Consider the following 23,092-nt stretch of genomic DNA (forward strand, 5'->3'; position numbering starts at 1 on the left):
CATGGCACAGGAGGGGAAGCCGCCGCCCGGGGAGGAAACGCAAACGCTCACCCCGGGTCTTCCCTCCATGCCCCGGCTGCGGAGGAGGTGGTTTCGGCGCCTGGCGCGGCGCTTGGAGCTTGCCGCTCCCCTCCGAAGGATAAAATCAATCACCCTACCACAGCCAAGAAGTGTGTAAAGTGAAACATCAAGCATGGCAAGCCAAAAAGTATTTACTTTTTTGTTATATTTCGCCCGAAAATGACCTGCTCCTCCACGACCTAGGTGCATGATTCCGGAGGGCTATGATCGATCTGGGGCGGATCGGACGAAGAAAAGGGGCGCGAAAGGTGGGGTGCGTGATAATGAGCGTGGCGCCAACCGCCTGAAATCATGGAAACCGGCTGGGGGGCTCTCGTCCCAGGCAAGCAGGGGGGAGAGGTCCCCAGCCGGATCAGTTCGCGTGGCGCGAATCTTCGCGGCGGGAGAAACGTATGAGGCGGGGCTCGTAATCCGATCTGTCCGGGGAGCAGCTGGGACAGCCATCGTAGACGAGCAGGCAGTCGGCGTCGAGGGCCTCGGGGGGGATTCCCATCCAGAGGAGGTCCTCGCTCGGGTCCGAAGCCCTGACCACGGGAGCGCCGCAACGGCGGCACTCGGCATACAGAAGGGAGGGGTCGAAGCGTCCGGTCATGGCGCACCTCGCGATTGACGGCGTCCGGAACTCGGCTTTTTTTTGTCTCTATCCCCGTCGCACCGGGGGCTGAAGGTGTAAAGTGAAATTAAAGTAACTTTGCGCACGCGGCAAAATGCGAAGCCCCGGACGGCGTACGCACGCCCGGGGCTCCGGGAGAGTCGGGGCGGAGGCTATGCTCCGCCGAAATTGGGCGGGGTATTCCTATGCCTTTTTGCGGCGTTCCCACAGGCGCATGTCCTGCATCTTCTTGCGGCGCGCGCGCTGGAGTTCCTTGCAGACCAGAGGGAGGTCCTTGGCGTAGCCCCACTTCGCGCGGTATTCGTCGGGGGTGAGCCCGAACTTGGCCAGGTGGCGCTTGGTGATCACCTTCATGGATTTGCCTGACTCCATGCAGATGATGGTCTTTTCGCGGATGGCTTTCTTGGGGTCCAGGGGCTTGCCGGATGCGTCCTCCACCGTGGTCACCGGTGCCTGCGCGGCGCCCAGCATGACGGATTTGAGGCCGTGCACGAGATTCTGGACCATGGTCACGATCTCCTGGGCGGTCATGACTCTTACTTTTGCTTGAGCGCGAACAATTTCCAGGGATTCCTTCAAATAATCGTCCATGAGGTCTCCTTCAATTCCGGGTACGACATGCCTGCGCGGCAGGCGGAGGGGATAATAGCCAAATTCTGCGATTTGTAAATTGTTTTCATCTGACATCCGGTAGGATGCATTCTGAATTGGCACAGGGTGAGCATTTAGTAATCTGTATACGAAAGCGGCGGCGCCTACAGATGCGGAATCAGAATTGAATCGGCAAACAAGGGGCCTTGCCCGATCCGTATTCCCATGTCCCTGAGGCGGTTGAGTTGCATGGAGTCGTGGACCCCCTTGGCGGCGGGCACCATGAGAAGATTGGAGGCGAAGGCCACGAAATCGGCGATGTTGCGTTGCGAATCAATGTCAGCGTCAACAGGCATGGAGTCCAGGATGTCCAGGCGCAGCACGTCGGCGGGAAGACGCTCCACCAGGAGCACCGGCATGGATGCGATGCTCGCGATGTCGAGCCCTAGGCGGAATCCGAGCCTCTTGAACCGCAGGAACTGGTCCAGCGAGCCGATGCCCAGTTCCAGGCACGCTTTGTCGGAGAAGAACAGGCACAGCCCCGCCGGAGCCATCCCGGCCCGCGAGCAGGTTTCGGCCAGCGCTCCCGGGAACAGGGCGTCGGCCAGTTCGTCGGCTCCGAACGAGACGCACAGGAACGCCTCGGGGCCGCGAGGGGCGACATGTCCGCCGAGAACTTCCACGATGGCATCGAGCTTCTGGACGCTGCCGGAAACGGCCTCGCCGAATGAAAATTCCAGGGCGGCCAGCGTCCCCTTGTTGAGTTCGTACAGTGGGCGCAAGGGAATCTTCCGGCAATCCTGGGTGGTGATGGCCGGAACTATAGATTGGTAATGGACCATGTTCTAGTAAATATCAATAATTGTGCCATGTTTTTTTATGTTTGTTTTTAGGTGTGTTAGGAGGATTTGCCAATCCGAGAGGTTGTTTGTATTCCAGGATAGTGGGAGGAGTTGTCCTGAATATGGGATTTTGTCCTGAAATCGGGATGCGATCCCTGCTTCACCAGCACTCGTGATTGGGCTAGGGGCTGTGCATGCGTTATTTCATTCAAACCTTGGGCTGCAAGATCAACCAGTACGAGTCCCAGTCCCTCCGGGAAGCCTGGGCCGCCAGGGGGTGGAACGAGAGCCCGGATCCGGCCGGCGCCGACGTGGTGCTCGTGCATACCTGCGCCGTCACCGCCGGAGCCGTGGCCGACAGCCGGGGCGCGGTGCGCCGGGCCGGACGCGAGGCGCCCTCGGCTCGCATCCTTGTGGCCGGGTGCGCGGCCCAGACAGAACCCGCCACGTTCGAGGTCCTGCCGGGCGTCGCGGCCGTGGTCCCGCAGGCGGGCAAGGCCGGGCTGGCCGCATGGCCTGAGGTGTCCCTGGAGCCCGCCGGGGCGGACCGGCGTGCCTGGCCGGCGTTCTCCATCACCCGGTTCAACCGGGCCAGGCCCATCCTCAAGCTCCAGGACGGCTGCTCCCACGGGTGCACATACTGCATCGTGCCCCGGGCCAGGGGGGCGGCCCGCTCGCGGCCCTTCGAGGACATCGCGGCCGAGGCGGCGAGGCTCCTTGAAGCCGGATACCGCGAGATCATCCTGTCCGGGATCAACCTGGGGCAGTTCTCCATGCCGGACGGCGACTTCTGGGACATGCTCGCCCGCCTGGAGGGGGCGCTCTCGCCCCGGTGGCAGGGCCGGGCTCGCCTGCGCTTGTCCTCGCTGGACCCGGGCATGCTCGGCCCCAGGGCGCTCGCCGTGCTCGCGACCTCGCGCATGACCTGCCCGCATCTGCACCTCTCCATGCAGAGCGCCGATCCCGGGGTGCTGGCCGCCATGGGGCGGTCCCACTACGGGCCGGAGATGGTGCTCGATTTTCTGGACGCCCTGCGCGGGCAATGGCCCGTGTTCGCCCTGGGGGCCGACCTGCTCACGGGGTTCCCTGGCGAATCGGAGCAGGCTTACCGGGCCACGCTCGATTTCTGTTCCCGGGCGGGCTTGAGCTACGCCCACGTGTTCCCGTATTCGCGCCGCCCTGGCACAGTGGCCGCCAAGGCCGCCGGACAGCTCCCCAAGGACGTGAAGAAGGAACGCGCCGCGACGCTGCGCGCGGCCGCCCAGGCTCTCGAGCGTGCCTTCGTGGAACGGGTCGCGGGCCTGGACAGGCTGGTGGTGGCGGTGGAGGGGCGGGACCCCGGCGCCGGATCCAGCGAGTTTTATATGGAATGCCGTCTCACCAGCCCCTCGCCCGTGGCCCCGGGGGGCTTGCTCCCGGTGCGCCCGCTCGGCGCCCGGGACGGGGCGGTTCTGGCCGAGCCATTGTCCGAGCCCCTGGCCGGTCCGGTCGGGCCCTGAAGGCTCCGGGGCGCAGGCCCTTTACGAGTCCCCTTTGTGAGGCTATCTAAACCCGGATGCGGACCGACCGGCCCGCCTGGAGAAACCACCGACCCCTCGCGGCCCCTCGGCCGCGGCGCGGACAGCGAGATACCTATGCCCAAAAGCATGACCGGCTTCGGCCGATCCATCACCGAGAATCCCTTCGCCAACGTTGTCTGGGAAGCGCGTTCCGTGAACAGCCGCTACCTGGACCTCAAGTGGAGGCTCCCCCTGTTTTTGCGGGCCAGCGAGTCCGACCTGGAGAAGGTGGTGCGCCGCTTCGTGGAGCGCGGCCGCCTGGAAGTGACCTGCAACTTCCAGCCCCACAGGCCCGAGGCCCTGGACGTCTCCCTGAACAAGCCCATGGCCCAGGCCATGCTGCGCTCCGTGGCCGACCTGGCCCGGGACATGGGGCACGACTTCGCCCCGGACTACACCCGCCTGCTCACCATCTCCCACCTCTGGCAGGAGGGCATGAAGGACGCCCCGGCCGAACTGATGGAGGCGCTGACCTCCGGCCTGGCCCAAGCCCTTGAGGACCTGAACGCCGCCCGCCTGCGCGAGGGGGGGCTGCTGGCTTCGGACATCCTCAAACGCCTGGACAGGCTCGCCGCCTGGCACGCCGACATCCGCAAGCTGGCCCCCAGGGTGAAGGAGGAGAAGTTCCAGGCCCTGCGCACCAGGCTCACCTCAGTGCTGGAGAAGCTCGGGGTGGAGCCCTCCGAGGAGCGCATCCTCCAGGAAGTCGCGGTCATGACCGACAAGCTCGACGTCACCGAAGAGCTGACCCGCCTGGGATGCCACCTGGACCAGATACGCGAGATGCTCGGCCAGTCCGGCGACGTGGGCAAGCGCCTGGATTTCCTGCTCCAGGAAGCCTTCCGCGAGATCAACACCTGCGGCAACAAGGCCCAGTCCATCGAGGTCAGCCGCGTCGTGGTGGAGTTCAAGGCGGAATTGGAAAAGTGCCGCGAGCAGGTCCAGAACATCGAATAGGACTGAGCAGTGCAGAAATCAGGACTGTTGAACATCGGTTTCGGCAACTACGTGGTGAATTCTCGCCTGGTGGCCATCCTGAACCCGGCTTCGTCGCCCATGCGCCGTCTGCGCGAGGACGCCAAGGAGTCCCACCACCTGGTGGACGCCACCCAGGGCCGCAAGACGCGCTCCATCCTGGTCACGGATTCGGGCCACGTGATCCTCTCGGCCATCCAGGCCGAGACCATCTCCCAACGCTTCAGCCAGGACGAGGAAGATGAAGCCCGATAACCGCTTGGGCCTCGCGCTCATCATCACCGCACCGTCCGGGGCGGGCAAGAGCACGCTCATCAAGAGGCTTTTGGCCGAGTTCCCAACGGCCGGGTTCTCGGTCTCCTGCACCACGCGCTCTCCGCGTCCCGGCGAGCGTGACGGCGTGGACTACGAGTTCGTGAGTGTCGAGGAGTTCAAGGCCCGCATCGGGCGGGACCATTTCGCCGAGTGGGCCGAGGTGCACGGCAACTATTACGGCACCCCCAAACAGGGGGTGCTGGACAGCCTGGCCTCGGGGCGCGACGTGATCTTCGACATCGACGTGCAGGGGGCTAAGCTCCTCAAGGGGAATCTGAACCTGGGACGCACGGTGTTCATCCTGCCCCCGTCGCGCGCGGAACTCGCGCGACGCCTGGCCGGGCGCGGCTCGGACAGCCCCGAGACCATCGCCAGGCGCATGGCCAACGCCCGGAGCGAAATCGCCCAGGCAGGCTGGTTCGATCATCTCGTGGTCAACGACGCGCTGGACGCGGCCTACGACGAGCTGCGGGCCGTCTATCTGGCCGAACGGGCCCGTCCGGAACTGCACCCTGGGCTCCTGGAATCGATCCTCGGCGGTTGGACTGGGTAAAGGAATACCGGACCGCACTTGCATATATCCGGGGTTCCAGGTATTTGTGCGAGTCAGGTCTGCGTCTTGCGCTGACTGACATCTTTCGGAGCCCCAATGATGAGCGAATCCGAAAACCAGGATACCCCTTCCGACAGCCAGAAATCCTCTTCCCGTTCCCGGGAGAAGATAAAGGGCATCTTTTCCACGCAGTCCATCCAGAAGGTGGGGACAGGCACCACCACCCGCAAGACCATCCAGAAGACGTATTGGTTCGTGGAGGAAGTCGAAGAGAACCTGCTGGAGATTCAGCCCCTCAACAAGAATTACATTCCCTCCGGACCCAAGCGCAAGATAACCATAGAGGACCTGCTGTCCAAATTCGCCCCCGAGCCGGAGTTCTACGTTTCCACGGTGTATCCCAAACTCCAGGAACTGTCGCGCACCATCCAGAAGGGTGAGCGACACCGCGACAAGGGTGAGATATTCAGCGCCGAACTCGAGTTCGGCGAAGCCCTCAAGGTGGACGAGGAGAACGTCCGGGCCAACTTCGGGCTCGGGCTCACCTACCTCGACCGCGGCGAGGCCCACAAAGCCAACGACATCTTCGAGCGCCTGGTGCGCCTGGACGCGGCTTTCGAGGCTGAGCACAAGCACCTCTTCAACGATTTCGGCATCAGCCTGCGCAAGAACAAGATGCTCGACCAGGCCCTGGACTACTACCGCAAGGCCGAAAGCCTCACCGATTCGGACGAGAACCTCTTCTACAACATCGCCCGGGCCTACTTCGAAAAGGAAAACACCACGGAGTGCCTGGAATACCTCAAGAAAGCCTTGAAGCTGAATCCGGCGCTCGCTGAAGCGCGGCTCTTCGTCAAGTACATGGTGGACCAGAACATGATCTCGGCGTCCGCGCCCGGGATCAGCGAACTCCTCCCCGGCGCCTCCGCCACCGCCACCGCCGGAACGTGAGCCGCCCATGAGCCACGAGCACGGACAGCAATTCCTCCTCGACCTGCCCGGACTTCGGCACGAACTGCCCTATTCTCCGGCCCTGCTCACCACCCTCTACAGCCAGACCGGGCAGAGCTCTTCCACGCCCCTGGAGGAGATCGCCGAGACCTTGAGCCGCGACCAAGGGCTCACCGCCAAGGTGCTCACCATGGCCAATTCGGCCTTCTACGGCCTGCAGCAAGAAGTGACCACCGTGTCCCGGGCCATCGCCGTGCTGGGCTTGAACGAGGTGCGCTCCCTGGTGCTGGCCGTGGGCGTGAAGGCCCTGACCAAGGGCAAGAATTTTCCCAAGGAATTCAAGCTGAGCGAATACTGGGAGCACCAGCTCACCGTGGCTCTCATCGCTCGCCACCTGGCCCCGCTCATGGGCGGACTCGACGGCGACAACCTCTTCACCGCCGGGGTCCTGCACGATCTGGGCAAGTTGCTCACCGCCCTGCACCGAACGGACGACTGGCGCCTGATCGAGTCGCTCACCCACGAGCAGCAGCTCTCCTATTCCGAGGCCGAGGAAGAGTACTGGGGCATCGAGCACGGCATGCTCGGCTCCATGGTCATGGGATCATGGAACCTGCCCGAGGACATCACCGAGCCGGTCAACTGGCACCACGCCCCCATGCATTCGCCCAACCACCGCCGCCAGGCCTTGGTGCTGTGCGTGGCCGACGCCATGGCCCATGTGGCCACCGACCCCAACGCATACATAAACTGTCCCTGGCGCGACGTGGTGGGCAAGTTCCACCTGAGCGACGCGGACCTCCTCGAACAGGTTCGGGCCCTGCTGCAACGCCACGACCCGGGCATCTTCGCAGCCGGGCTGGCCGCCTGATCTTTCACGGCCCCGCGTCCCCGCTTCGTCCGCCGCCATCACCGAAGGAGTCATCCGTGCCCAAGACCTGGCGCCCCCGCGCCGTCATCCCCCATCCCTCAAGCCTGGCGGACTGGGCCGCCAAGCTCTGCGTTTCGCCCCGGTTGGCCGGGCTGCTCTGGGACCGGGGGCTCTCGACCATCGAGGCGATGGACGTTTTCCTCTGCCCCGGGCTGCGCCACCTCATGAGCCCGTCCTGCATCCCCGGCCTCGAGGAGGTCGCTCGGGCCGTGGCCAGGGTGCTGACCTCCGGCGGCAGGCTCGCCGTCTGGGGCGACTACGACGTGGACGGCGTCACGTCCACCGCCCTCATGACCGATTTTTTCGCGCGGCGTGGCTTCTCCTCCAGTTCCTACATCCCGGCCCGGCTCGAGGAAGGCTACGGCCTGAGCGTGGCCGGCCTGGAGAAACTGGCCGCGTCCGGCATCAACATGGTGCTCACCGTGGACTGCGGCATCAGCGCCGTGCAGGAGGCCCGGCGCGCCCGCGAACTGGGCCTCGAACTGGTGGTCACCGACCACCACCTGCCCGGGGAGGAGCTCCCGGACGCCACGGCCATCGCCAACCCCAAGCTGGCCCCGGACGGCCCCGGCCGCGATCTGGCGGGCGTGGGCGTGGCCTTCTTTCTGGCCGCCGCGCTCAACCGCATGCTTCCCGGCGAGCCCATCGACATCCGGCAGTTCCTGGACCTCACGGCCATGGGCACCCTGGCCGACGTGGTCAGCCTCACCGGTCAGAACCGCATCCTGGTGAAAAACGGGCTTTTGCTGCTGGCCGATGCGGCCCGCCCGGGCATCTTCGCCCTCAAGGAGGTCGCCGGGCATTACCCCAAGGCTCCGCTCGAGGCCAGCCAGGTCACGTTCGGGCTGGCCCCGCGCATCAACGCGGCCGGACGCCTGGGACGCGCCGACGAGGCCCTGGCCCTGCTGATGGCCCCGGACCTGGAAACCGCGCGCCCCCTGGCCAAAACCCTGGACGAGCTTAACGCCAGGCGCCGTCAGGAGGAGGACTCCATATCTCGCGAGGCCCTGGAGCAGGCCCGGCTCCAGTCCGGGCAGCCGGCCATGGTGCTGCACGAGCCCCACTGGCACCAGGGGGTCATCGGTATCGTGGCCTCGCGCGTGGTGGACGCCCACTATCGGCCCACGCTCGTCATCACGGACGACAACGGCAAGCTCAAGGGCTCCGGCCGCTCCATCCCGGAAGTGGACCTGCACGCGGCCATCGCCGCCTGCCAGAACCTGCTCCTGGGCTTCGGCGGACACCACCAAGCCGCCGGACTGAGCCTCGCGCCCGGCAATCTGGAGCCCCTGCGCGCCGCCTTCCGCAAGGCCGTCCAGGAGCAGTTGGGCGACACCAGCCCGACGCCGACCCTGAAGCTGGACGGGGAGATGTCCTTCGCGGAAATCCACCATGAACTGCTCAAGGAGCTGGAACTGCTCGGGCCGTTCGGTTGCGGCAATCCGGAGCCGGTGTTCTGTTCGGGGATGCTGGACGTGAAGGCCCGGCGGGTGTTCGGGGCCAACCACGTGCTGCTCGAAGTGCGGGATCCCGACGCCGGGGTGACGCTCAGGGCCAAGGCCTGGCGCCTGGCCGGAGAGATCGGGCCGGAAATGCAGGGGCGCAAGCTCAGGCTGGCCTTCAGCCCCAGGCTGGACACGTACAACGGTATCGCCAGCGTGGAACTGCGCGTGAAGGACTGGGACAAGGGCGAGGAACGGGGGCGGACGGGGAAGAGCTGAAGAGCGAGGAGGGGGCCTTCAGGCTTTTCCGTGGATAGCTGGTCGGCTATGGTCCTCCCTGGAGGAAGCCATGAAGGACATCGACCTGTATTCGCGGATTCCCGGCCTGACCGAGCCATGATTTGTGGAAGCGGTTGAACTGAACACGGCGGAAGGTCGGGTGGACATTCACGTGGAGTACGGCACCGGTGTCCGGTAGACCTGCCCCACCAAAAAAAACACTAAAGTATAAGGAAGTAATCGAATGCCGGAAGATCAGATCACACCTGGCGAACTGCCTGAGGGGCTGACAATTCCGGCCAACCTTCAATTCTCCGCCAGAGGTTTTTCAGACGAAGATTATGCGAGGGAGATGATAAATAAGCTGCATTCGATCCTTAGCGTAATTAGCCAATGGATAGACCTATCGAATCTTGATGGCGTAACTCTTGCTTTTGACTACGATGAAGCACTTGCCGAACTGGATCGTGGGTATGAGCCAAGCAAAATACTTGTTGCGACAAAGGATGTGTCCCTTGGTATTGCAATGGCTCCGTGCGTCATACGCGATGGCAACATCAAGACCCATATTGTCCTGAACACAAATTACATACTCGGTCTTCTTGAGGAGCCTGGGCAGGAAACTGAGTGTTTTTACAAGTCTCTTTATGTTGTTGCGCACGAATGCGCGCACGTGGAGGTGACAGCAGCATTCGACAACTGCTTCCCAGGCGTTATTCTGCAGAAGGTCAATACCAGTATCCTCGATGGCATGCGGCGGGATGTAATTTGGGCAGCGTGGCAAGAATATGCCGCTTGCCGCATATCTTGCCCGATCGGGGATGATCCAAGCGATGGTCATCTTGAGACCTTGGTCAAAGTGCTTGAAAACACAAGGAGCCAATGCTTTGAGATGATAAAAGCCTATCGTATTCATTCCGAGGTGGACAAAGTAGTGTTGGAAACCTACGGAAAACTCGGCGATCTTCTGAAATCCTCATCGTATTACTTGGGTACTGTCGCTTCACATGAGATACCAGAGACGCACCCGGATGCCTTATTAAAAATTGACGAATTTGACTGGTTTTGCCCGTATTATGATCGTCTCATAGATGCACAGCAGATCCTCTGGGATCAATTTGGCAAGTGGGATGGTCAAGACAAATTCGAGCTGTTGGGTGATATTTTGGAAGACATGGCTGAAAGCATCGGAATTGAAGCAGAACGACTAAGTAACGAACGCATTTACTTCAAAATACCATATCGTAAAGAGAGTATGCCAGACAACGATCTTGGAACCCATGGTGCGGGTATATCCTAGGTCTTTGAGAGGATGACCTGCGGCTATAGAAACCGGGAGCACTTCAATGTCGCCATCTACCTCTACGGCGTCCTTGACCTCTACCCGGCCTAATACGTGACAAGAGCTACCCAGGGAAAACCCGGAAGAGCCGGGAGGAGAACGCCTCCGGCGGCCAAAGGGACCAGTCCCTTTGGAATCCCCTTTCGTTTCGCATCGACCGATGCGGGGAAGGCCAAGGTGAGCCACGGGCTGCCGTGTCCGGGATGGAGGCAGCCCATGGCGTCGATTTACTTTTTCCGGAGTTTATCCATCTGCTTCTTGGCCTTGCCCGCCAACGAGTCGTCAGGGCCCACGAGGGCGATGACGCGCTCGTAGGCCTTCAGGGCCTTTTCGCGTTCCCCGGCGGATTCGGAAACCTCCGCCAGTGAGAACCACGTGCCGGGGCTTTGCGGGGCGTAGCGAACTGCGCGCTCAAGCCTGGCTATGGCGTCGGCCATGTTGCCCTTGTTGGCGAGGATCTGGGCGTAGGTTTCGAGGAAAGCGGGATTCTCCGGTTGCAGATCCACCGCCTTGGACGCGTATCCGGCCGCCGTGTTCAGGTCGCCCTTGGAGGCGAGAATGGTCCAGGCCAGGTTGTTGAGCGCCCAGGGATTGTTCGGCACCACCTCCACGGCCAGGGCGAAGTTTTGCTTGGCCTTCTCCAGATTGCCCTTCTCAAGATAGAGGACCCCGGAAAAGAAGAGGGCCCCCGCGTGCCGGGGATCGAGTCCCAGGAGCTGCTCGAAGTCCGCCAGGGCTTCCTGCTTTTTGCCCATGGCCAGGTTGGCCTGCGCCTTGCCGTAGACGGCGTCGATGGATTTCTCATCCAGCGAGAGCGCCTGATCGTAGAAGGTCACCGCCTGGTAATAGCGCTTGGAGTTGGCGTAAGCCGCCGCCAGCGCAAGACGGGGCTTGGGGTCTTGCGGTGCCAGGTTCATCGCTTTCTGGAGCATCCGGATGGCGTCGTCCGTCTTGCCCTGGCTCGCCAGCAGGCTGCCCAGCCCGAAAGCGGCTCCGGCGTTGTTGGGGTTCTGGTCCACCGCTTCCCTGAAGAGCTTTTCGGCTTCGGCCGCGTTCTCCTTGGACCCCGCCAGCAGCGTCGCCAGCTCGAGCTTGGCGGCCAGGGCGTCCGGGTTGAGAGAGACGGCCTTGCGCAGGGAGGCTTCGGCCTTGGCGGTATCCTTGGTCGCGAAATAGAAACGGCCAAGGGCCAGATGGACGTAGGATGAGCCGGGCGCCAGGGCCAGCGCGGCGTCCAGCTGCTTCTTGGCGGCGTCCGTATCCTGGCGCTTGAACGCGACTTCGGCCAATCCCAGCAGCGGGTCTGGACTTTTGGGATCCTGCTCGGCGGCTTTGGCGAACTGTTCGGCGGCATCGTCCAGCCGGTTCTGCTCGAATGCCGCGAGACCCTTGTCGAAGGCGTTTTGGGGGCCGGAGAAGGACGTTTGCCCCGGCAGATCGCCGGGGCGGGTGGGGGTGAACATGGTGGCGTGCGACACCGAGCCGGAGGCCACGAAGAGGAGCAGCAGGCAGAGCGCGTGGAGTACGTGGATTCCTGGTCTCATAACGCCTCGAAGTCCCCGCCCGTTGTTCGATCACATCGGGCGGGGACAGTGTTTTACGGTTTCATCTCATTGCAGCTCAGGCAGCCTTCCTGGAGCGGCGCCTGGCCAGCATGGCCACCACGCCGCCGCCGAGCAGCAGCAAGGTGGTGGGTTCGGGGACGGCCGACGGCGGCGGAATGATGATCGAACCGCCCACGCCCTTGAAGGCGAACATGAAGGTGGCGGGGGTGCCCAAGGTGGGGCCGCCGGTGGTGCTGCTCTGACCCAGGGAGTACAGCTCGGTGCCCACAAGGCCCAGCGCGGCCAGGGCGGCGCTTTCGGTGGCCGCGGCGCCGTAGAATATGTCGAAGCTGTAGCTGTCGCCGGCGGCCAGGGTGCCGAAGTTGAACCGGAAGTAGGCGCCGTGGTCGGACGGCCCCACATCGGTGAAGTCGGTATTGGTGGTGCCGGAGGTCAGCGCGGCGGTAGCCCCGAGCGGGTTGGCCGTGGCGAAGCCATTGTCATGGGAGAGCTCGAGCAGGGTGGTGGTCGCCGTGCCCTTGATAGTTACGAATTCGCTGAATTCCGTGGGCGGAATGTCCCAGTCCATGACGCGCACGTACTTGACGTCGGTCAGGGCGGACGCGCCGGTGTTCTGGATGGTCACATGGTCCACGAACAGGGAGTTTGGCACGGCGGCCGTGGGAGAATACGCCTGGGTCACCTTGAGATCCGGCAGGCTGGTCAGCGTCACCACGGAGGTGATGTTGGTCGCGGAAGACGTGAACGACTGCACGGTGAGGTTCTGGACGCCGTCGGTGGAGACGTTGGCGTAGCCGCTGGCGGCGTTGTTGGCCGAAACGCCCCATCCTTCGCACAGGCAGCCCGGAGCGGTCGCGTCACGGTAGCTTCCGTCCGGGAACTTGTAGGCTATGCCCAGCGCGGAAGCATTGCTGGGGAGGCCTGCTACCCCTGACGAAGTGTTGAGGTGGCCTTGGTCGTTGACGCCGAGAGCGATGCTGCCGTCAGGGCTGAAGATGAACGCGCCGGCCAAGGCGACGCTGCACCAGCCGATGGCAAACACGCCAGCCAGGATGATGGTAGAGAGAATTCTTTTCATAACTCCCCTCACAAGTGTTGCGATTATTACGTCACGACTTTCCCCTTTTTTTGAGCATGCTGCTTGCTTCACGAGCCAGTTCGTATGCACTGTCGATCAAGTTCCATGCCACCAAGTATCTTGCCGGAATCGGGATTTAAATTCCGCGCAACTGGCGGCGAATGGTTCGGACTGTAAAACAATCTTCGGGTAGGTTGTCAAAATTTCCGACAATCGAGGGAGGGATGCCGCATGCCGGAGGGCCGGAGTTCCATGGGAGCTGCCGATCAAAAAACAGGGCCAGGGCGGCATCCGCCGCTCTGGCCCTGGAAAGGCTCGCATCCGCCCCGAACAGGCAGGCATGGCCGAAAACAGTGATCCGGATCGGGGTTTACGCCCCGCTTGCTCTTAGTTCTTTCCTTCTAGTTCCCGGGCGGCCTTTTCCACTCCCGCCGCGAAGCCTTCCCGTGCCGCCTTGATCTTGCCTTCCAGCGCCTTGTCGTTCAGGGCCAGAATCTGCGCGGCCAGCCAGGCGGCGTTGCGGGCTCCGGCCTTGTCGATGGCCAGGGTGCCCACCGGGAACCCTGGGGGCATCTGCACCGTGGCCAGCAGGGCGTCCATGCCGCCCAGGGGCGAGGCGTTCACGGGCACGCCCAGCACCGGCTTCGTGGTGCGCGCGGCCACGGCCCCGGCCAGGTGGGCGGCCATGCCCGCGGCGCAGATGAACACCTGGCAGCCGTCGGCTTCCAGGTCGCGGATGAGCTTCTCGGTGCGATCCGGGGTGCGGTGGGCGCTGGTGACGGTGTAAAGGTGCTCGATGCCCAGGTCCGAGAGCACGTCGGAGCAGGGCTGCATGATGTCCTTGTCGGAGATGGATCCGATAAAAATAGCGACCTTGGTCATTGCCGGGTCCTCGTGATTCCCTTGGCGCCGATGTCCCGCCTGAAGTACGCCTTGTCGAAACTCACGGCTGAAACGGCTTTGTAAGCGTTGGCCTGGGCCTGGGCCAGGTCGTCCCCCAGGGCGGTGACGCCGAGCACGCGGCCTCCAGTGGTCGAAAGCGTGCCGCCTTCAAGCTTGGCTCCGGCCACGAAGACCTTGACTCCGTCCGCCTTGTCGGCCTCCTCGATGCCGGAGATGGTCATGCCCTTGGGGTAGGTTCCGGGATAGCCACCGGCGGCCATGACCACGCACAGCGCGGTTTTGGGGCTCCAGGCGACCATCTCAGGCGAGAGCTCGCCCGAGGCGGCGGCCAACATGATCCGGGCGATGTCCGAATCCAGGCGCATGAGCAGCGGCTGACACTCGGGGTCGCCGAAGCGGACGTTGTATTCCAGCACGAAGGGGCCGTCCTTGGTCATCATGAGCCCGGCGTAAAGCACGCCCTTGAAGGGGTGTCCCTTGGCGGCCAGGGTTCGCGCGATGGGGGCGATGACCAGCTTGGCCATGCGGTCCCATTCGCTGTCGGGCAGGACGGGGGCAGGGCTGTACGCGCCCATGCCGCCGGTGTTGGGGCCGGTGTCGCCCTCGCCCACGGCCTTGTGGTCCTGGCAGGAGGGCATGGGCACCACGGTCTTCCCGTCGCAGAAGGCCAGGAAGGAGGCTTCCTCGCCGATGAGGCAGTCCTCCACCACCACGGTGTCGCCTGCCGCGCCGAAGATGCGGGCCCCCATCATGTCCTCGAGGGCGGCCGCGGCCTCCACGCGGGTCTTGGCCACCACCACGCCCTTGCCCGCGGCCAGTCCGTCGGCCTTGACCACCATGGGCAGGGGGCGGTTCATGACGTGTTCGCGCGCGGCTTCGAGGTCGGTGAAGACCCGGTAGTCGGCGGTGGGCACGCCCGAGGCGCGCATGATGTCCTTGGCGAACGCCTTGGAGCCCTCGAGCCGGGCGCAGAAGGCGTCCGGACCGAAGCAGGGGATGCCTTTCTCGGCCAGGGCGTCGGACAGCCCGGCCACCAGGGGGGCTTCCGGTCCGGCCACCACCAGGCCCACGGCGTTCTTCACGGCGAACGCTACCAGGGCGTCGGTGTCGGTGTCGGATATGGAGACGTTTTCGGCCAGCAGGGCCGTGCCGCCGTTGCCGGGGGCGGCGAAGAGTGTGTCGACGAGGGGGCTTTGCGAGAGCTTCCAGGCGAGGGCGTGTTCGCGCCCGCCCGAGCCTACCAGCAGGACGTTCATGTGGGCTCCTTGGTTGGGTCAGGCGTGGGTAGCGCAAGTAGGGCCTGAAATCAAATCCGACGGCTGAAGAGGGGATGCTTCCTTTCTGCAGATAATTCTCATTTAGCCTTGACTTCGACAACAAGTGGGCTATCTGAAGAAATATTCAGCTACGAGAGAGGTTCTCATGCTCCAGACTGAATCCATGGCCATGGATTTCGATTCGGCTTTGGAACGGTTCAAGGTCATCTCCCAGGACAAGGGACTGCGCTTGACGCACCAGCGTCTCGAGATCCTGCGCGAGCTGGTCGGAGCCAAGGACCACCCCAGCGCCGAAATGGTCTTCGGACGCGTGCGCCGCAGGCTGCCCACCATATCCCTGGACACGGTCTACCGCACGCTCTCCACCTTTGATGATCTCGGCCTCATCATGCGCGTGCCGGTGACGGGCGACCAGGGCCGCTTCGACGCCGACACCAGCCCGCACCACCATTTCGTCTGCTCCCGTTGCAAATCCATCTACGACTTCTTCTGGGAAGAGTTCGACCAGCTCGTGCTCCCGGGAGACTCCGAGGCTCTCGGGCGAGTGGACGACCGCCGCGTGGTAGTCCGCGGCGTCTGCCAGGGATGCCTGGGCGGCTCCGGAAGAGACGCCTGATTTTCAAATCGTCTTGACCGGAACCTCCGTTTTGGTCTATCATTGTCTTCAGAATAATTCTTAAAACATTTTCAATCGCAATACGGGAGGAACCATGTCCAAGTCCGAGAAGAATCTGTGGGAAGCGTTCGCCGGAGAATCCCAGGCCAACCGCAAATATCTGGCCTTCGCCAAGCAGGCTGAGAAGGAAGGCTTCAAGCAGGTCGCCAAGCTCTTCCGCGCCGCGGCCGAGGCCGAGACCGTGCACGCCCACACTCACCTGCACACGCTCAAGGGCGTCGGAGCCACCGCCGACAACCTGAAGGCCGCCATCGCGGGCGAGACCCACGAGTTCGAGAGCATGTACCCCAAGATGATCGAGGAGGCTAAGGAAGAGGGCAACAAACAGGCCGAACGCTCCTTCCGCTACGCCAACGAGGTGGAGAAAGTCCACGCCGACCTCTACTCCAAGGCCCTGGCCGATCCCGCCGGGCTCAAGGAAACCGAGTATTACATCTGCTCGGTCTGCGGGTACACCTGCGAGGACCACGCCCCGGACAAGTGCCCGGTCTGCCAGGCCGCGTCCAAGGCGTTCTACACGGTCGGCTAGTGTCGCAAGTTTGAAAAACACGAATATGTTTTTCAAACTTGAAATCGATGGTTTTTCTTGGTTGCGTCTTGGATTCGCACGGACGGATTCCAGGGGCGCAACACGAGGAGACGTTCATGGATAAGTGGGAATGCCCCTGCGGCTATGTCTACGACCCGGCCGAGGGCGACCTTGAGCACGGCGTCAATCCCGGCACTGCCTGGGATGACGTGCCGGGCGACTGGGTCTGCCCCAAGTGCGGGGCGGAAAAGGAATATTTCGAGAAGGTCGGGGAGTAGCCCGGCCTTTCCCTGGCGAACGAAAGCCCCGGGCGCGAGCCCGGGGCTTTTTAGTTTTCGTGTCGAGGCGCTTCGCGAAAGCTGAACCAGTGCTTCAACTTCGTTGGCGGCCGGGGATGCGTGAAGAGGTTCCGGGAATCCGCCCTAGGCCCGCGCCAGGCCGTTGCCGTCCAGCAGCGTGAACCACGCCTGGATGACCTCTGGGTCCCATTGGCTTCCGGAGCCCTTCTGGAGGATGGCGCGCGCGGCATCGACGCTGCGCGCGTTATGATAGGCGCGGTCGGAGGTCATGGCCTCGAACCCGTCCACGACGCTGACCAGGCGGGCCAGGAAGGGGATGTCCCCGCCCTTGAGCCCCTCGGGATAGCCCGAGCCGTCGAAGCGCTCGTGATGGTGGTAGACGATGGGGAGCACCCGGGTCAGGCTTTCCACCTTGCTCAGGATGGTGCGCGCGATGGCCGGATGCTGGCGCATGATGGGCAGTTCTTCCGGTTCGAGCGCCCCGGGTTTGTTGAGGATGCTGTCCGGGACTCCGATCTTGCCCACGTCGTGGAGCACTCCCGCCGTGCGCACCAGGTCGATCTCGGCCTGGGTCAGCCCCAGGTGGGTGGCGAGCTTGGCGGCGTAGCGGCTCACCCGCTCGGAGTGGCCCCTGGTGTAGGTGTCCTTGGCTTCCACGGCGTGCACCAGTGAGAAGACGATCTCGTCGTTGACCGTCTTGAGCCGCGTGCAGGCGCGTTGGCTTTCGAAGCAGAGCGAGGCATGGGCCGCGAACAGCGTCAGGAGCTGCAGGTCGGAAAAGGAGTAGGGCTGGCCCGAGTCCGAGCGCAGGGCCACCACGGCCCCGGGGGAGCCGTCCGGACCGGACACGCAGACCCCGATGGCCGAAACCGGGATGGATCCCCCTTTCACGTTCTGGCCGAACGCCTCGCGCAAAAGCGGTTCCTCCAGGAGCATGGGGCGGCCCCGGGCGGCCAGCGATCCGGCCAGGGACTCGAACCAGGTCCGCACGCCGGGGTATTCGCGGAAATAGGGACCGATGAGCACGTGGTTTCCGCATTTGGCCGCGGCGGAGCCGTTGGAGCCCTCTTTGTAGAAGAAGGCGATGCCGTCGGGGGCGAAGGCCGAACGCACCTGGGAAAGGAATTCCTTGATCAGGGCCCTGGTGTCCTTGCGGGAAGACATGGCGCTGGAGAGATCGAGCATGCGCGAGAGGTCGCTGACCGCGTCCTGCTGCGTGCGCAGGGAGCGCTCCTTGAGGGCCTTGAGCACGGCGGCGCGAAGGTCCTCCACGCGGAAGGGCTTGAGCAGGTAGTTCACCGCGCCCAGGCGCACGCATTCCACGGCGTTGTCGATTGTGCCGTAGCCGGTGAGCACGATGACGTCCGTGCCCGGCGCGATGCGAGAGGCGGACTTGATGAGGTCCATGCCGCCCGCTCCGGGCATGCGCATGTCGCTCACGATCAGGTCAAAAGATTCTTGTTCGAGGAGGGCTGCTGCTTCGAGCCCGTCGCGCGCTGTGACGACCCTGGATGCCAAGCCGGAAAGAGCCTCAGCGCAGACTTCAAGCAGGTCAGGCTCGTCGTCCACAAGCATGATGCAAGGTCCGGCCTTGTTCATGGTCTTGCTGTCCCCGGTATAGGTTTTTCTCGCCCGTGAAACGGCCTTACTCCAAGGGAACTCCATTTGTCCAGTATATCGCGGACTTCTGATTTTGGCGGCGCGGAAAGATTACTGGGCGGTTTCCTTTTATGATCGGATGATTTAGAAGTCGCCCACACGTTTGTTTTACCCGCAACCCAATCCCACGGTGAGCATGCGTCAGGAGCCAACCCAGATAGCCACGGAGCGGATGCGCGCTCTCATCGAGAGCATCGAGCATCTTCCGTCCGCGCCCGCGTCCGCCAGGCGCCTCCTGGCCATATCCACTCAGGAAGCGCCGGACATCGCCGTGCTGGTCGAGGCCCTGGAGGCCGACCCGGCGGTTTCGGTGCGCGTCCTGCGCCACGCCAATTCCGCCGGGTTCAACCGCTCCGAGTCCATCTCGGACATCCGCCAGGCCGCCATGTTCCTGGGCACGGACATCGTCTGCAACCTGGCGCTGTGCGTGTGCGTGCGCGAGGAGTTGCTCAAGTCCTTCGAATCCGGGGACACGCCCGTGCGCGAAATCTGGCGGCACAGCCTGGCCTGCGCCTGCGCCGCCAAGCTCTTGGCCGAGCGCTGCCGCCCGAGGCTTTCCGGGGCGGCCTTCGCGGCCGGGCTTTTGCACGACTGCGGCAAGCTGGCGCTCCTCTCCGCCGAGGGCGAGAACTACGCCGCCCTCCTGGGGGACGAGTTCCTCGTGGGGAACCTGCTGGTCAAGGCCGAACAGGAAGCTTTCGGGGCCGACCACTGCCTGGCCGGGAAATGGCTTCTGGAACGGTGGATGCTCCCGGAAGCGTTCATCGAATCCGCCTGGATGCACCACCAGCACGCCAGCGCCCTGCTCGGGGTGGGAGAAGCCTCGGTGGTCAGTCTTATCGTGGCCTTGGCCGACCGTCTGTCCCACGAGGCCATGGGCACGCTTCAGGCCGGGGCCTACGACGCCGAATGCCTGGGATGCGCCGCCGGGCTCGGACTCAGCGGACCGGCTGATCTGAACGCGGTGCGCGAGGGCATCGGCAAGTATTTCGCCGAACGGGCCGGCCTGTTCGACCTGAGCGAGGACGCGGCCGCCTTCTACTGCAACGCCCTGGGCCGGGCCAACCGGCGCCTGGGCGGGGCGAACCTGGCGCTTTCCGGCAAGAGCGTCCTGCTCGAGCGCGACGTGCAGTCCCTGCGCAACGTGGCCCTGGCCGGGGTCGAGCTCACCCGGGCCGATACGCCCCAGGACGTGCTCTTCGCCCTGGCCAGCTGCATGCGCGAGCGTTTCGGGGCTACCGACGGCTTCGCCTGCCTGACGGACCCGGCCCTTCTGATCTCCAGGGGGCACGCCTGGACCGTGGGCACAGGCGTGCGGCCCGTGACCCTTCGCCTGGACCTGGGGCTCGACCCTCTGCCCGAGGACGCGGCCACCGTCCACCCCAAGATTTCCGGCAATCTCTCAGGATGCCGCACCCGGGCGAGCGCCCTGTCAGGACCTGAAGGCCCGCCCATCCACTATCTGGACGGGGTGGCCATGGTGGGCGTCACCGAGGGCGGGGAGGCTTTCGGGGAGCTGCTCTATCTGCCCGTCGGGGGAATGCTCTCCCATGAGGAACGGGCCGCCGTGAGCCTCTTGGCCCAGCTGGCCGCCCAGGCGTTCCGCAGGCTCGAGCTGGTCAAGCGCTGCGAGGCGCGCTCCGAGCGCCTGAGCGAAGTGATGCGCTCCATGCAGGACATGAACGACAAGCTCCTCAAGACCCAGCGTCTGGCGGCCGTTGGCCAGCTGGCCGCCGGGGCCGCCCACGAGATCAACAATCCCCTGGCCATCATTTCCGCCCGCGCCCAGCTCATGGAGATGCGCGAGCCAGACCCGGTCAAGAAGAAGGGCCTGCGCCAGATGGTGGAACAGATCGAGCGCATCAGCGCCATCCTGGGCAGCCTGATGGATTTCGCGCGCCCGGCCTCGCCGCGCATGGAGGTCATGAATCCCCGGGACGTGATGGACCGGGTGCTGGGGCTCACCGAGGGGGGGCTGGTCAGCCAGGGGGTCGCGGTCAAGCGCGACTACAAACCCTCGGTGCCGGACATCAAGGCCGACCCGCGCCAGATGGAGCAGGTGCTCCTGAACCTGGTGCTCAACGCCCAGCACGCCATGGAGGGCAGGGGCGGGAGCCTTTCCGCCGGGATATCCTACTCTCCGGCCAGCGACGCCGTCACCTTCACCATGGCCGACACCGGGGAAGGCATCCCGTCGGAAAACCTGGACAAGATTTTCGACCCGTTCTTCACCACCAAAGGCGAGGGCAAGGGCACCGGGCTTGGGCTCTCCACGGCCTACGGCATCATCCAGGCCCACAAAGGGCGCATCGGGGTGGAGAGCGTTCCGGGGCGCGGAACGACCTTCACCGTGGTCCTGCCCAGGGACCCGGCCGGGCAGGCCCTGGCCCCGGGAGGGACCGCCGAGCACCGCACCCCCAGGCAGGCCGTGCTGGTGGTGGACGACGAGCGCCATATCCGGGAAATTCTACGCGAATCCCTCGAATCCAAGGGATATGCCGTCGAGGTGGCCGAGGACGGGGAAAAAGCCCTGGAACTCCTGCGCGCCAACCGCTACCGGCTCATGATCCTGGACATCCGGATGCCCAGCCGCGACGGTCTGTCGCTCATGCGCGAGGCCGCCACCTTCGCCCGGCCGGCCACGCCGGTGCTGGTGCTCACTGGGCTGGCCAGCGAACAGGAAATCCTTGAAGCCCGAAACCTGGGAGCGGCGGCATGCCTGCGCAAGCCGTTCCAAGTGGAAGAGCTGCTGGCCGAGGTGAAGCGGCTCCTGGGCGACGAGCAGGGGCGATGAGCCGGGTCCTGGCCGTTGCCAGCGGAAAGGGCGGCACGGGCAAGACCAGCATCTCGGTGAATCTGGCCCTGGGCCTTGGACGCCTGGGGCGCAAGGTTTGCCTGCTGGACGCCGACCTGGGCCTTTCCAACGTGGACGTGCTGCTGGGGATCTCGCCGGAACTCACCCTGGAGCACGTCCTGTTCGAGGGCGTGCCCATGGAGAAGGCCGTGGTCCGGGTCGCCCCGGGCCTGGACGTGGTTCCCGGCGGGTCCGGCGTGTCGCGCTTGGCCGACCTTTCCCGCGACCTGCGCTCGGCCATGTCCGCCGAATTCTCCAAACTCTCCGGCTACGATTACCTGGTGGTGGACGGCTCGCCCGGCATCTCCAGCCAGGTGATATCCCTGTGCCTGGCCTGCCCGGAGCTTCTGGTGGTGGTCAATCCCGATCCCTCGTCCATCACGGACGCCTACGCCCTGGTGAAGGTCCTCTCGGAAAACGGACTGCGCCGAAGCCCCTACCTGCTGGTGAACAAGGCCCGTTCCCGGGACTCCGCCGGAGAGATATTCGCCCGGGTGCGCGGGGCCATGCTCAAGTATCTCAAACTCGACGCCCGCTACCTGGGGCACGTTCCCCAGGACCCCCACGTCTCGGCCGCCGCTGCCCGGCAACGCCCCCTGATGGAGCTCTTTCCGGCTTCCGGCGCAGGCAGGGCCATCCTCGGTCTGGCCAAGAACCTGGATGAGGCCCGCTTGCCCCAGGGAGTGGACCAGGCCGACCCGGCCTCGGTCATGGAGGGCACCCTGGTCAGGATGCGCGAGTCCTCGCCCTTCCGCTCGGAACGCTCCCCATCGGTGCAGGCCCGCCGGGCCCTTGACTCGGCCATCAACATGGCCGGGCTCCTGGAGAATCCCGGCCGCCAGGACCGGGCCGAGGTGGCCGCCAGGCTCAAATCCCTGCTGGTCAAGGCGCGAAGCGTTCTGGACCCAGGAGGGCTGCCGCTCTCGTCGCCGCCGGTCAAGCCGCAGGCCGTCCCAGTGCGGGTGGCGGTCATCAGCTCGGATACGTCCATCGGGGATATCCTCTCGGAGAGCCTGGGGGCGGCGGGCATGGCCGTGAACACGGACGGGGGGCGGGCGGACGCGGCCGTGGTGTTCTGGCGGGGCAGCCGGGACGTTCCCGAGCGGCGCCTCGCCGAACTCGGCAACGTGCGCTACGTCTACGTGCGAAGCGTGGCTTCCAAGGAGGTTCCCCTGTTCGGGCGGGGTCCGGCGGAAGTCATGGACATGCCCTTCAAGCTGGAGGACCTGGCCGGGGCCGTGCGCCGGTGCGCTTCCGGCCCGAAATGAGCCGGAGAAATTCGTCCGGCGGCTCGACGCGGGCCGGATGATGGGTTATGGTTGGTTTCCAAGCCGATAAAGGAGGCTGGCCATGATGAAGAAAGTGTCCATATTCGACGAGGCCAAATTCACCGACCTCACCTTTCACAGTTTCCTGGTGCACGATTCCGAACACTTCAAGGCCATCAACTTCAACTTCAAGGCCGGGCAGAGCATGCCTGTGCACTCCCACGACATCGAGGGGCAGCTGTCCATCGTGGTGCTTTCCGGCGAAGGGGAGTTCTTGTCCGAGGACGACGCCATCCCGGCCAAGACCGGGGACGTGCTCATATCCGACATCTCCGAGCCCCACGGCGTCCACGCCATAACGGACATGCGCGTGCTCGTGACCATCGCGCCCCCCATCTGACCGGCGGGCGGCGGACCGGCGGGCGAAGCCCCCGGCTCAGCCCGTGAAGCTTGTTGCAGCGCGGCCGCGGCCTGGAAACTCTCCGGACGCGGCCGCGCTGTCATTTTTTC

General features: G+C 64.4%; 22 protein-coding genes. 14 read left to right on the forward strand and 8 right to left on the reverse strand.

The window, feature by feature from the left end; all coding sequences use genetic code 11:
* Positions 1-433: 433 nt before the first annotated feature.
* The 3 genes from ML540_RS10530 to ML540_RS10540 form a co-directional block, all read right to left on the reverse strand.
* Positions 434-673, reverse strand: coding sequence for a hypothetical protein (locus tag ML540_RS10530; RefSeq protein ID WP_243360720.1), 240 nt, complete (start codon positions 671-673; stop codon positions 434-436).
* A 204-nt stretch (positions 674-877) separates the two neighbouring features.
* The gene (locus tag ML540_RS10535) at positions 878-1,285 is read right to left on the reverse strand and encodes a Ros/MucR family transcriptional regulator (RefSeq protein ID WP_243360723.1); all 408 of its coding nucleotides are present in this window, start codon (positions 1,283-1,285) and stop codon (positions 878-880) included.
* Between the two features lie 164 nt (positions 1,286-1,449).
* Positions 1,450-2,067 carry an EAL domain-containing protein gene (locus tag ML540_RS10540; protein ID WP_243360725.1) on the reverse strand — a complete coding sequence of 206 codons (618 nt, stop codon included), beginning with the start codon at positions 2,065-2,067 and terminating at the stop codon, positions 1,450-1,452.
* 254 nt (positions 2,068-2,321) lie between these two features.
* On the opposite strand from ML540_RS10540, the gene ML540_RS10545 reads away from it, so the two are divergent.
* The 8 genes from ML540_RS10545 (at position 2,322) to ML540_RS10580 (ending at position 10,432) form a co-directional block, all read left to right on the forward strand.
* Positions 2,322-3,626 carry a MiaB/RimO family radical SAM methylthiotransferase gene (locus ML540_RS10545; RefSeq protein WP_243360728.1) on the forward strand — a complete coding sequence of 435 codons (1,305 nt, stop codon included), beginning with the start codon at positions 2,322-2,324 and terminating at the stop codon, positions 3,624-3,626.
* Between the two features lie 135 nt (positions 3,627-3,761).
* A complete protein-coding gene (locus ML540_RS10550; RefSeq protein WP_243360730.1) occupies positions 3,762-4,643 on the forward strand; it encodes a YicC/YloC family endoribonuclease in 882 nt (293 codons plus the stop codon).
* 9 nt (positions 4,644-4,652) lie between these two features.
* The gene (locus ML540_RS10555; protein ID WP_243360731.1) at positions 4,653-4,916 is read left to right on the forward strand and encodes a DUF370 domain-containing protein; all 264 of its coding nucleotides are present in this window, start codon (positions 4,653-4,655) and stop codon (positions 4,914-4,916) included.
* The gene (gene gmk / locus ML540_RS10560) at positions 4,903-5,529 is read left to right on the forward strand and encodes a guanylate kinase (RefSeq protein WP_243360733.1); all 627 of its coding nucleotides are present in this window, start codon (positions 4,903-4,905) and stop codon (positions 5,527-5,529) included. The genes ML540_RS10555 and gmk overlap by 14 nt, the downstream gene beginning before the upstream one ends.
* Positions 5,530-5,628: 99 nt before the next feature.
* A complete protein-coding gene (locus ML540_RS10565; RefSeq protein ID WP_243360735.1) occupies positions 5,629-6,480 on the forward strand; it encodes a tetratricopeptide repeat protein in 852 nt (283 codons plus the stop codon).
* A 7-nt stretch (positions 6,481-6,487) separates the two neighbouring features.
* Positions 6,488-7,351 carry an HDOD domain-containing protein gene (locus tag ML540_RS10570; protein WP_243360738.1) on the forward strand — a complete coding sequence of 288 codons (864 nt, stop codon included), beginning with the start codon at positions 6,488-6,490 and terminating at the stop codon, positions 7,349-7,351.
* 56 nt (positions 7,352-7,407) lie between these two features.
* Positions 7,408-9,132: a single-stranded-DNA-specific exonuclease RecJ gene (recJ, locus tag ML540_RS10575; protein ID WP_243360740.1), complete on the forward strand. Its 1,725-nt coding sequence runs from the start codon at positions 7,408-7,410 to the stop codon at positions 9,130-9,132.
* 244 nt (positions 9,133-9,376) lie between these two features.
* Complete coding sequence (locus ML540_RS10580) at positions 9,377-10,432, forward strand: hypothetical protein (RefSeq protein ID WP_243360742.1); 1,056 nt, start codon at positions 9,377-9,379, stop codon at positions 10,430-10,432.
* Positions 10,433-10,701: 269 nt separating this feature from the next.
* Here ML540_RS10580 and ML540_RS10585 read toward each other — a convergent pair whose 3' ends face one another.
* The 4 genes from ML540_RS10585 to purD all read right to left on the reverse strand — a co-directional run bounded on the left by ML540_RS10585 (position 10,702) and on the right by purD (position 15,276).
* Positions 10,702-12,018, reverse strand: a complete 1,317-nt coding sequence (locus ML540_RS10585; RefSeq protein WP_243360744.1) for a tetratricopeptide repeat protein — start codon at positions 12,016-12,018, stop codon at positions 10,702-10,704.
* A 76-nt stretch (positions 12,019-12,094) separates the two neighbouring features.
* On the reverse strand, positions 12,095-13,117 hold the full coding sequence (locus tag ML540_RS10590; protein WP_243360746.1) for a PEP-CTERM sorting domain-containing protein: 1,023 nt from the start codon (positions 13,115-13,117) through the stop codon (positions 12,095-12,097).
* A 387-nt stretch (positions 13,118-13,504) separates the two neighbouring features.
* Positions 13,505-13,999, reverse strand: a complete 495-nt coding sequence (gene purE, locus ML540_RS10595; protein ID WP_243360747.1) for a 5-(carboxyamino)imidazole ribonucleotide mutase — start codon at positions 13,997-13,999, stop codon at positions 13,505-13,507.
* A complete protein-coding gene (purD, locus tag ML540_RS10600; RefSeq protein ID WP_243360749.1) occupies positions 13,996-15,276 on the reverse strand; it encodes a phosphoribosylamine--glycine ligase in 1,281 nt (426 codons plus the stop codon). Before purD ends, purE begins: the two co-directional genes overlap by 4 nt.
* Positions 15,277-15,442: 166 nt before the next feature.
* On the opposite strand from purD, the gene ML540_RS10605 reads away from it, so the two are divergent.
* The 3 genes from ML540_RS10605 to ML540_RS10615 all read left to right on the forward strand — a co-directional run bounded on the left by ML540_RS10605 (position 15,443) and on the right by ML540_RS10615 (position 16,780).
* The gene (locus tag ML540_RS10605) at positions 15,443-15,913 is read left to right on the forward strand and encodes a Fur family transcriptional regulator (RefSeq protein WP_243360751.1); all 471 of its coding nucleotides are present in this window, start codon (positions 15,443-15,445) and stop codon (positions 15,911-15,913) included.
* 94 nt (positions 15,914-16,007) lie between these two features.
* Positions 16,008-16,502 (forward strand): rubrerythrin family protein, encoded by a 495-nt coding sequence (locus ML540_RS10610; RefSeq protein ID WP_243360753.1) that lies wholly within the window; start codon positions 16,008-16,010, stop codon positions 16,500-16,502.
* Positions 16,503-16,618: 116 nt separating this feature from the next.
* Positions 16,619-16,780: a rubredoxin gene (locus tag ML540_RS10615; protein ID WP_243360755.1), complete on the forward strand. Its 162-nt coding sequence runs from the start codon at positions 16,619-16,621 to the stop codon at positions 16,778-16,780.
* A gap of 144 nt (positions 16,781-16,924) precedes the next feature.
* On the opposite strand, the gene ML540_RS10620 is transcribed toward ML540_RS10615, so the two are convergent.
* Positions 16,925-18,400 (reverse strand): HD domain-containing phosphohydrolase, encoded by a 1,476-nt coding sequence (locus ML540_RS10620; RefSeq protein WP_243360757.1) that lies wholly within the window; start codon positions 18,398-18,400, stop codon positions 16,925-16,927.
* A gap of 196 nt (positions 18,401-18,596) precedes the next feature.
* On the opposite strand from ML540_RS10620, the gene ML540_RS10625 reads away from it, so the two are divergent.
* From ML540_RS10625 to ML540_RS10635, 3 genes are all read left to right on the forward strand, one after another.
* Positions 18,597-21,254, forward strand: a complete 2,658-nt coding sequence (locus ML540_RS10625; RefSeq protein ID WP_243360759.1) for an HDOD domain-containing protein — start codon at positions 18,597-18,599, stop codon at positions 21,252-21,254.
* Positions 21,251-22,582 carry a MinD/ParA family protein gene (locus ML540_RS10630; protein ID WP_243360761.1) on the forward strand — a complete coding sequence of 444 codons (1,332 nt, stop codon included), beginning with the start codon at positions 21,251-21,253 and terminating at the stop codon, positions 22,580-22,582. The genes ML540_RS10625 and ML540_RS10630 overlap by 4 nt, the downstream gene beginning before the upstream one ends.
* An 85-nt stretch (positions 22,583-22,667) precedes the next feature.
* A complete protein-coding gene (locus tag ML540_RS10635; protein ID WP_243360871.1) occupies positions 22,668-22,982 on the forward strand; it encodes a cupin domain-containing protein in 315 nt (104 codons plus the stop codon).
* Positions 22,983-23,092: the final 110 nt, after the last annotated feature.

Source organism: Fundidesulfovibrio terrae (assembly GCF_022808915.1).
Classification (GTDB): Bacteria; Desulfobacterota; Desulfovibrionia; order Desulfovibrionales; family Desulfovibrionaceae; genus Fundidesulfovibrio; species Fundidesulfovibrio terrae.

What these genes read in the sequence shown, in the direction of transcription:
- ML540_RS10590 (WP_243360746.1), bottom strand. Translation starts at nt 13,117, where the DNA reads ATGAAAAGAATTCTCTCTACCATCATCCTGGCTGGCGTGTTTGCCATC.
- ML540_RS10550 (WP_243360730.1), top strand. Translation starts at nt 3,762, where the DNA reads ATGCCCAAAAGCATGACCGGCTTCGGCCGATCCATCACCGAGAATCCC.
- gmk (WP_243360733.1), top strand. Translation starts at nt 4,903, where the DNA reads ATGAAGCCCGATAACCGCTTGGGCCTCGCGCTCATCATCACCGCACCG.
- ML540_RS10625 (WP_243360759.1), top strand. Translation starts at nt 18,597, where the DNA reads ATGCGTCAGGAGCCAACCCAGATAGCCACGGAGCGGATGCGCGCTCTC.
- ML540_RS10530 (WP_243360720.1), bottom strand. Translation starts at nt 673, where the DNA reads ATGACCGGACGCTTCGACCCCTCCCTTCTGTATGCCGAGTGCCGCCGT.
- ML540_RS10635 (WP_243360871.1), top strand. Translation starts at nt 22,668, where the DNA reads ATGAAGAAAGTGTCCATATTCGACGAGGCCAAATTCACCGACCTCACC.
- ML540_RS10605 (WP_243360751.1), top strand. Translation starts at nt 15,443, where the DNA reads ATGCTCCAGACTGAATCCATGGCCATGGATTTCGATTCGGCTTTGGAA.
- ML540_RS10535 (WP_243360723.1), bottom strand. Translation starts at nt 1,285, where the DNA reads ATGGACGATTATTTGAAGGAATCCCTGGAAATTGTTCGCGCTCAAGCA.
- ML540_RS10580 (WP_243360742.1), top strand. Translation starts at nt 9,377, where the DNA reads ATGCCGGAAGATCAGATCACACCTGGCGAACTGCCTGAGGGGCTGACA.
- ML540_RS10630 (WP_243360761.1), top strand. Translation starts at nt 21,251, where the DNA reads ATGAGCCGGGTCCTGGCCGTTGCCAGCGGAAAGGGCGGCACGGGCAAG.
- ML540_RS10610 (WP_243360753.1), top strand. Translation starts at nt 16,008, where the DNA reads ATGTCCAAGTCCGAGAAGAATCTGTGGGAAGCGTTCGCCGGAGAATCC.
- ML540_RS10565 (WP_243360735.1), top strand. Translation starts at nt 5,629, where the DNA reads ATGAGCGAATCCGAAAACCAGGATACCCCTTCCGACAGCCAGAAATCC.
- ML540_RS10570 (WP_243360738.1), top strand. Translation starts at nt 6,488, where the DNA reads ATGAGCCACGAGCACGGACAGCAATTCCTCCTCGACCTGCCCGGACTT.
- purD (WP_243360749.1), bottom strand. Translation starts at nt 15,276, where the DNA reads ATGAACGTCCTGCTGGTAGGCTCGGGCGGGCGCGAACACGCCCTCGCC.
- ML540_RS10585 (WP_243360744.1), bottom strand. Translation starts at nt 12,018, where the DNA reads ATGAGACCAGGAATCCACGTACTCCACGCGCTCTGCCTGCTGCTCCTC.
- ML540_RS10615 (WP_243360755.1), top strand. Translation starts at nt 16,619, where the DNA reads ATGGATAAGTGGGAATGCCCCTGCGGCTATGTCTACGACCCGGCCGAG.
- ML540_RS10545 (WP_243360728.1), top strand. Translation starts at nt 2,322, where the DNA reads ATGCGTTATTTCATTCAAACCTTGGGCTGCAAGATCAACCAGTACGAG.
- ML540_RS10620 (WP_243360757.1), bottom strand. Translation starts at nt 18,400, where the DNA reads ATGAACAAGGCCGGACCTTGCATCATGCTTGTGGACGACGAGCCTGAC.
- purE (WP_243360747.1), bottom strand. Translation starts at nt 13,999, where the DNA reads ATGACCAAGGTCGCTATTTTTATCGGATCCATCTCCGACAAGGACATC.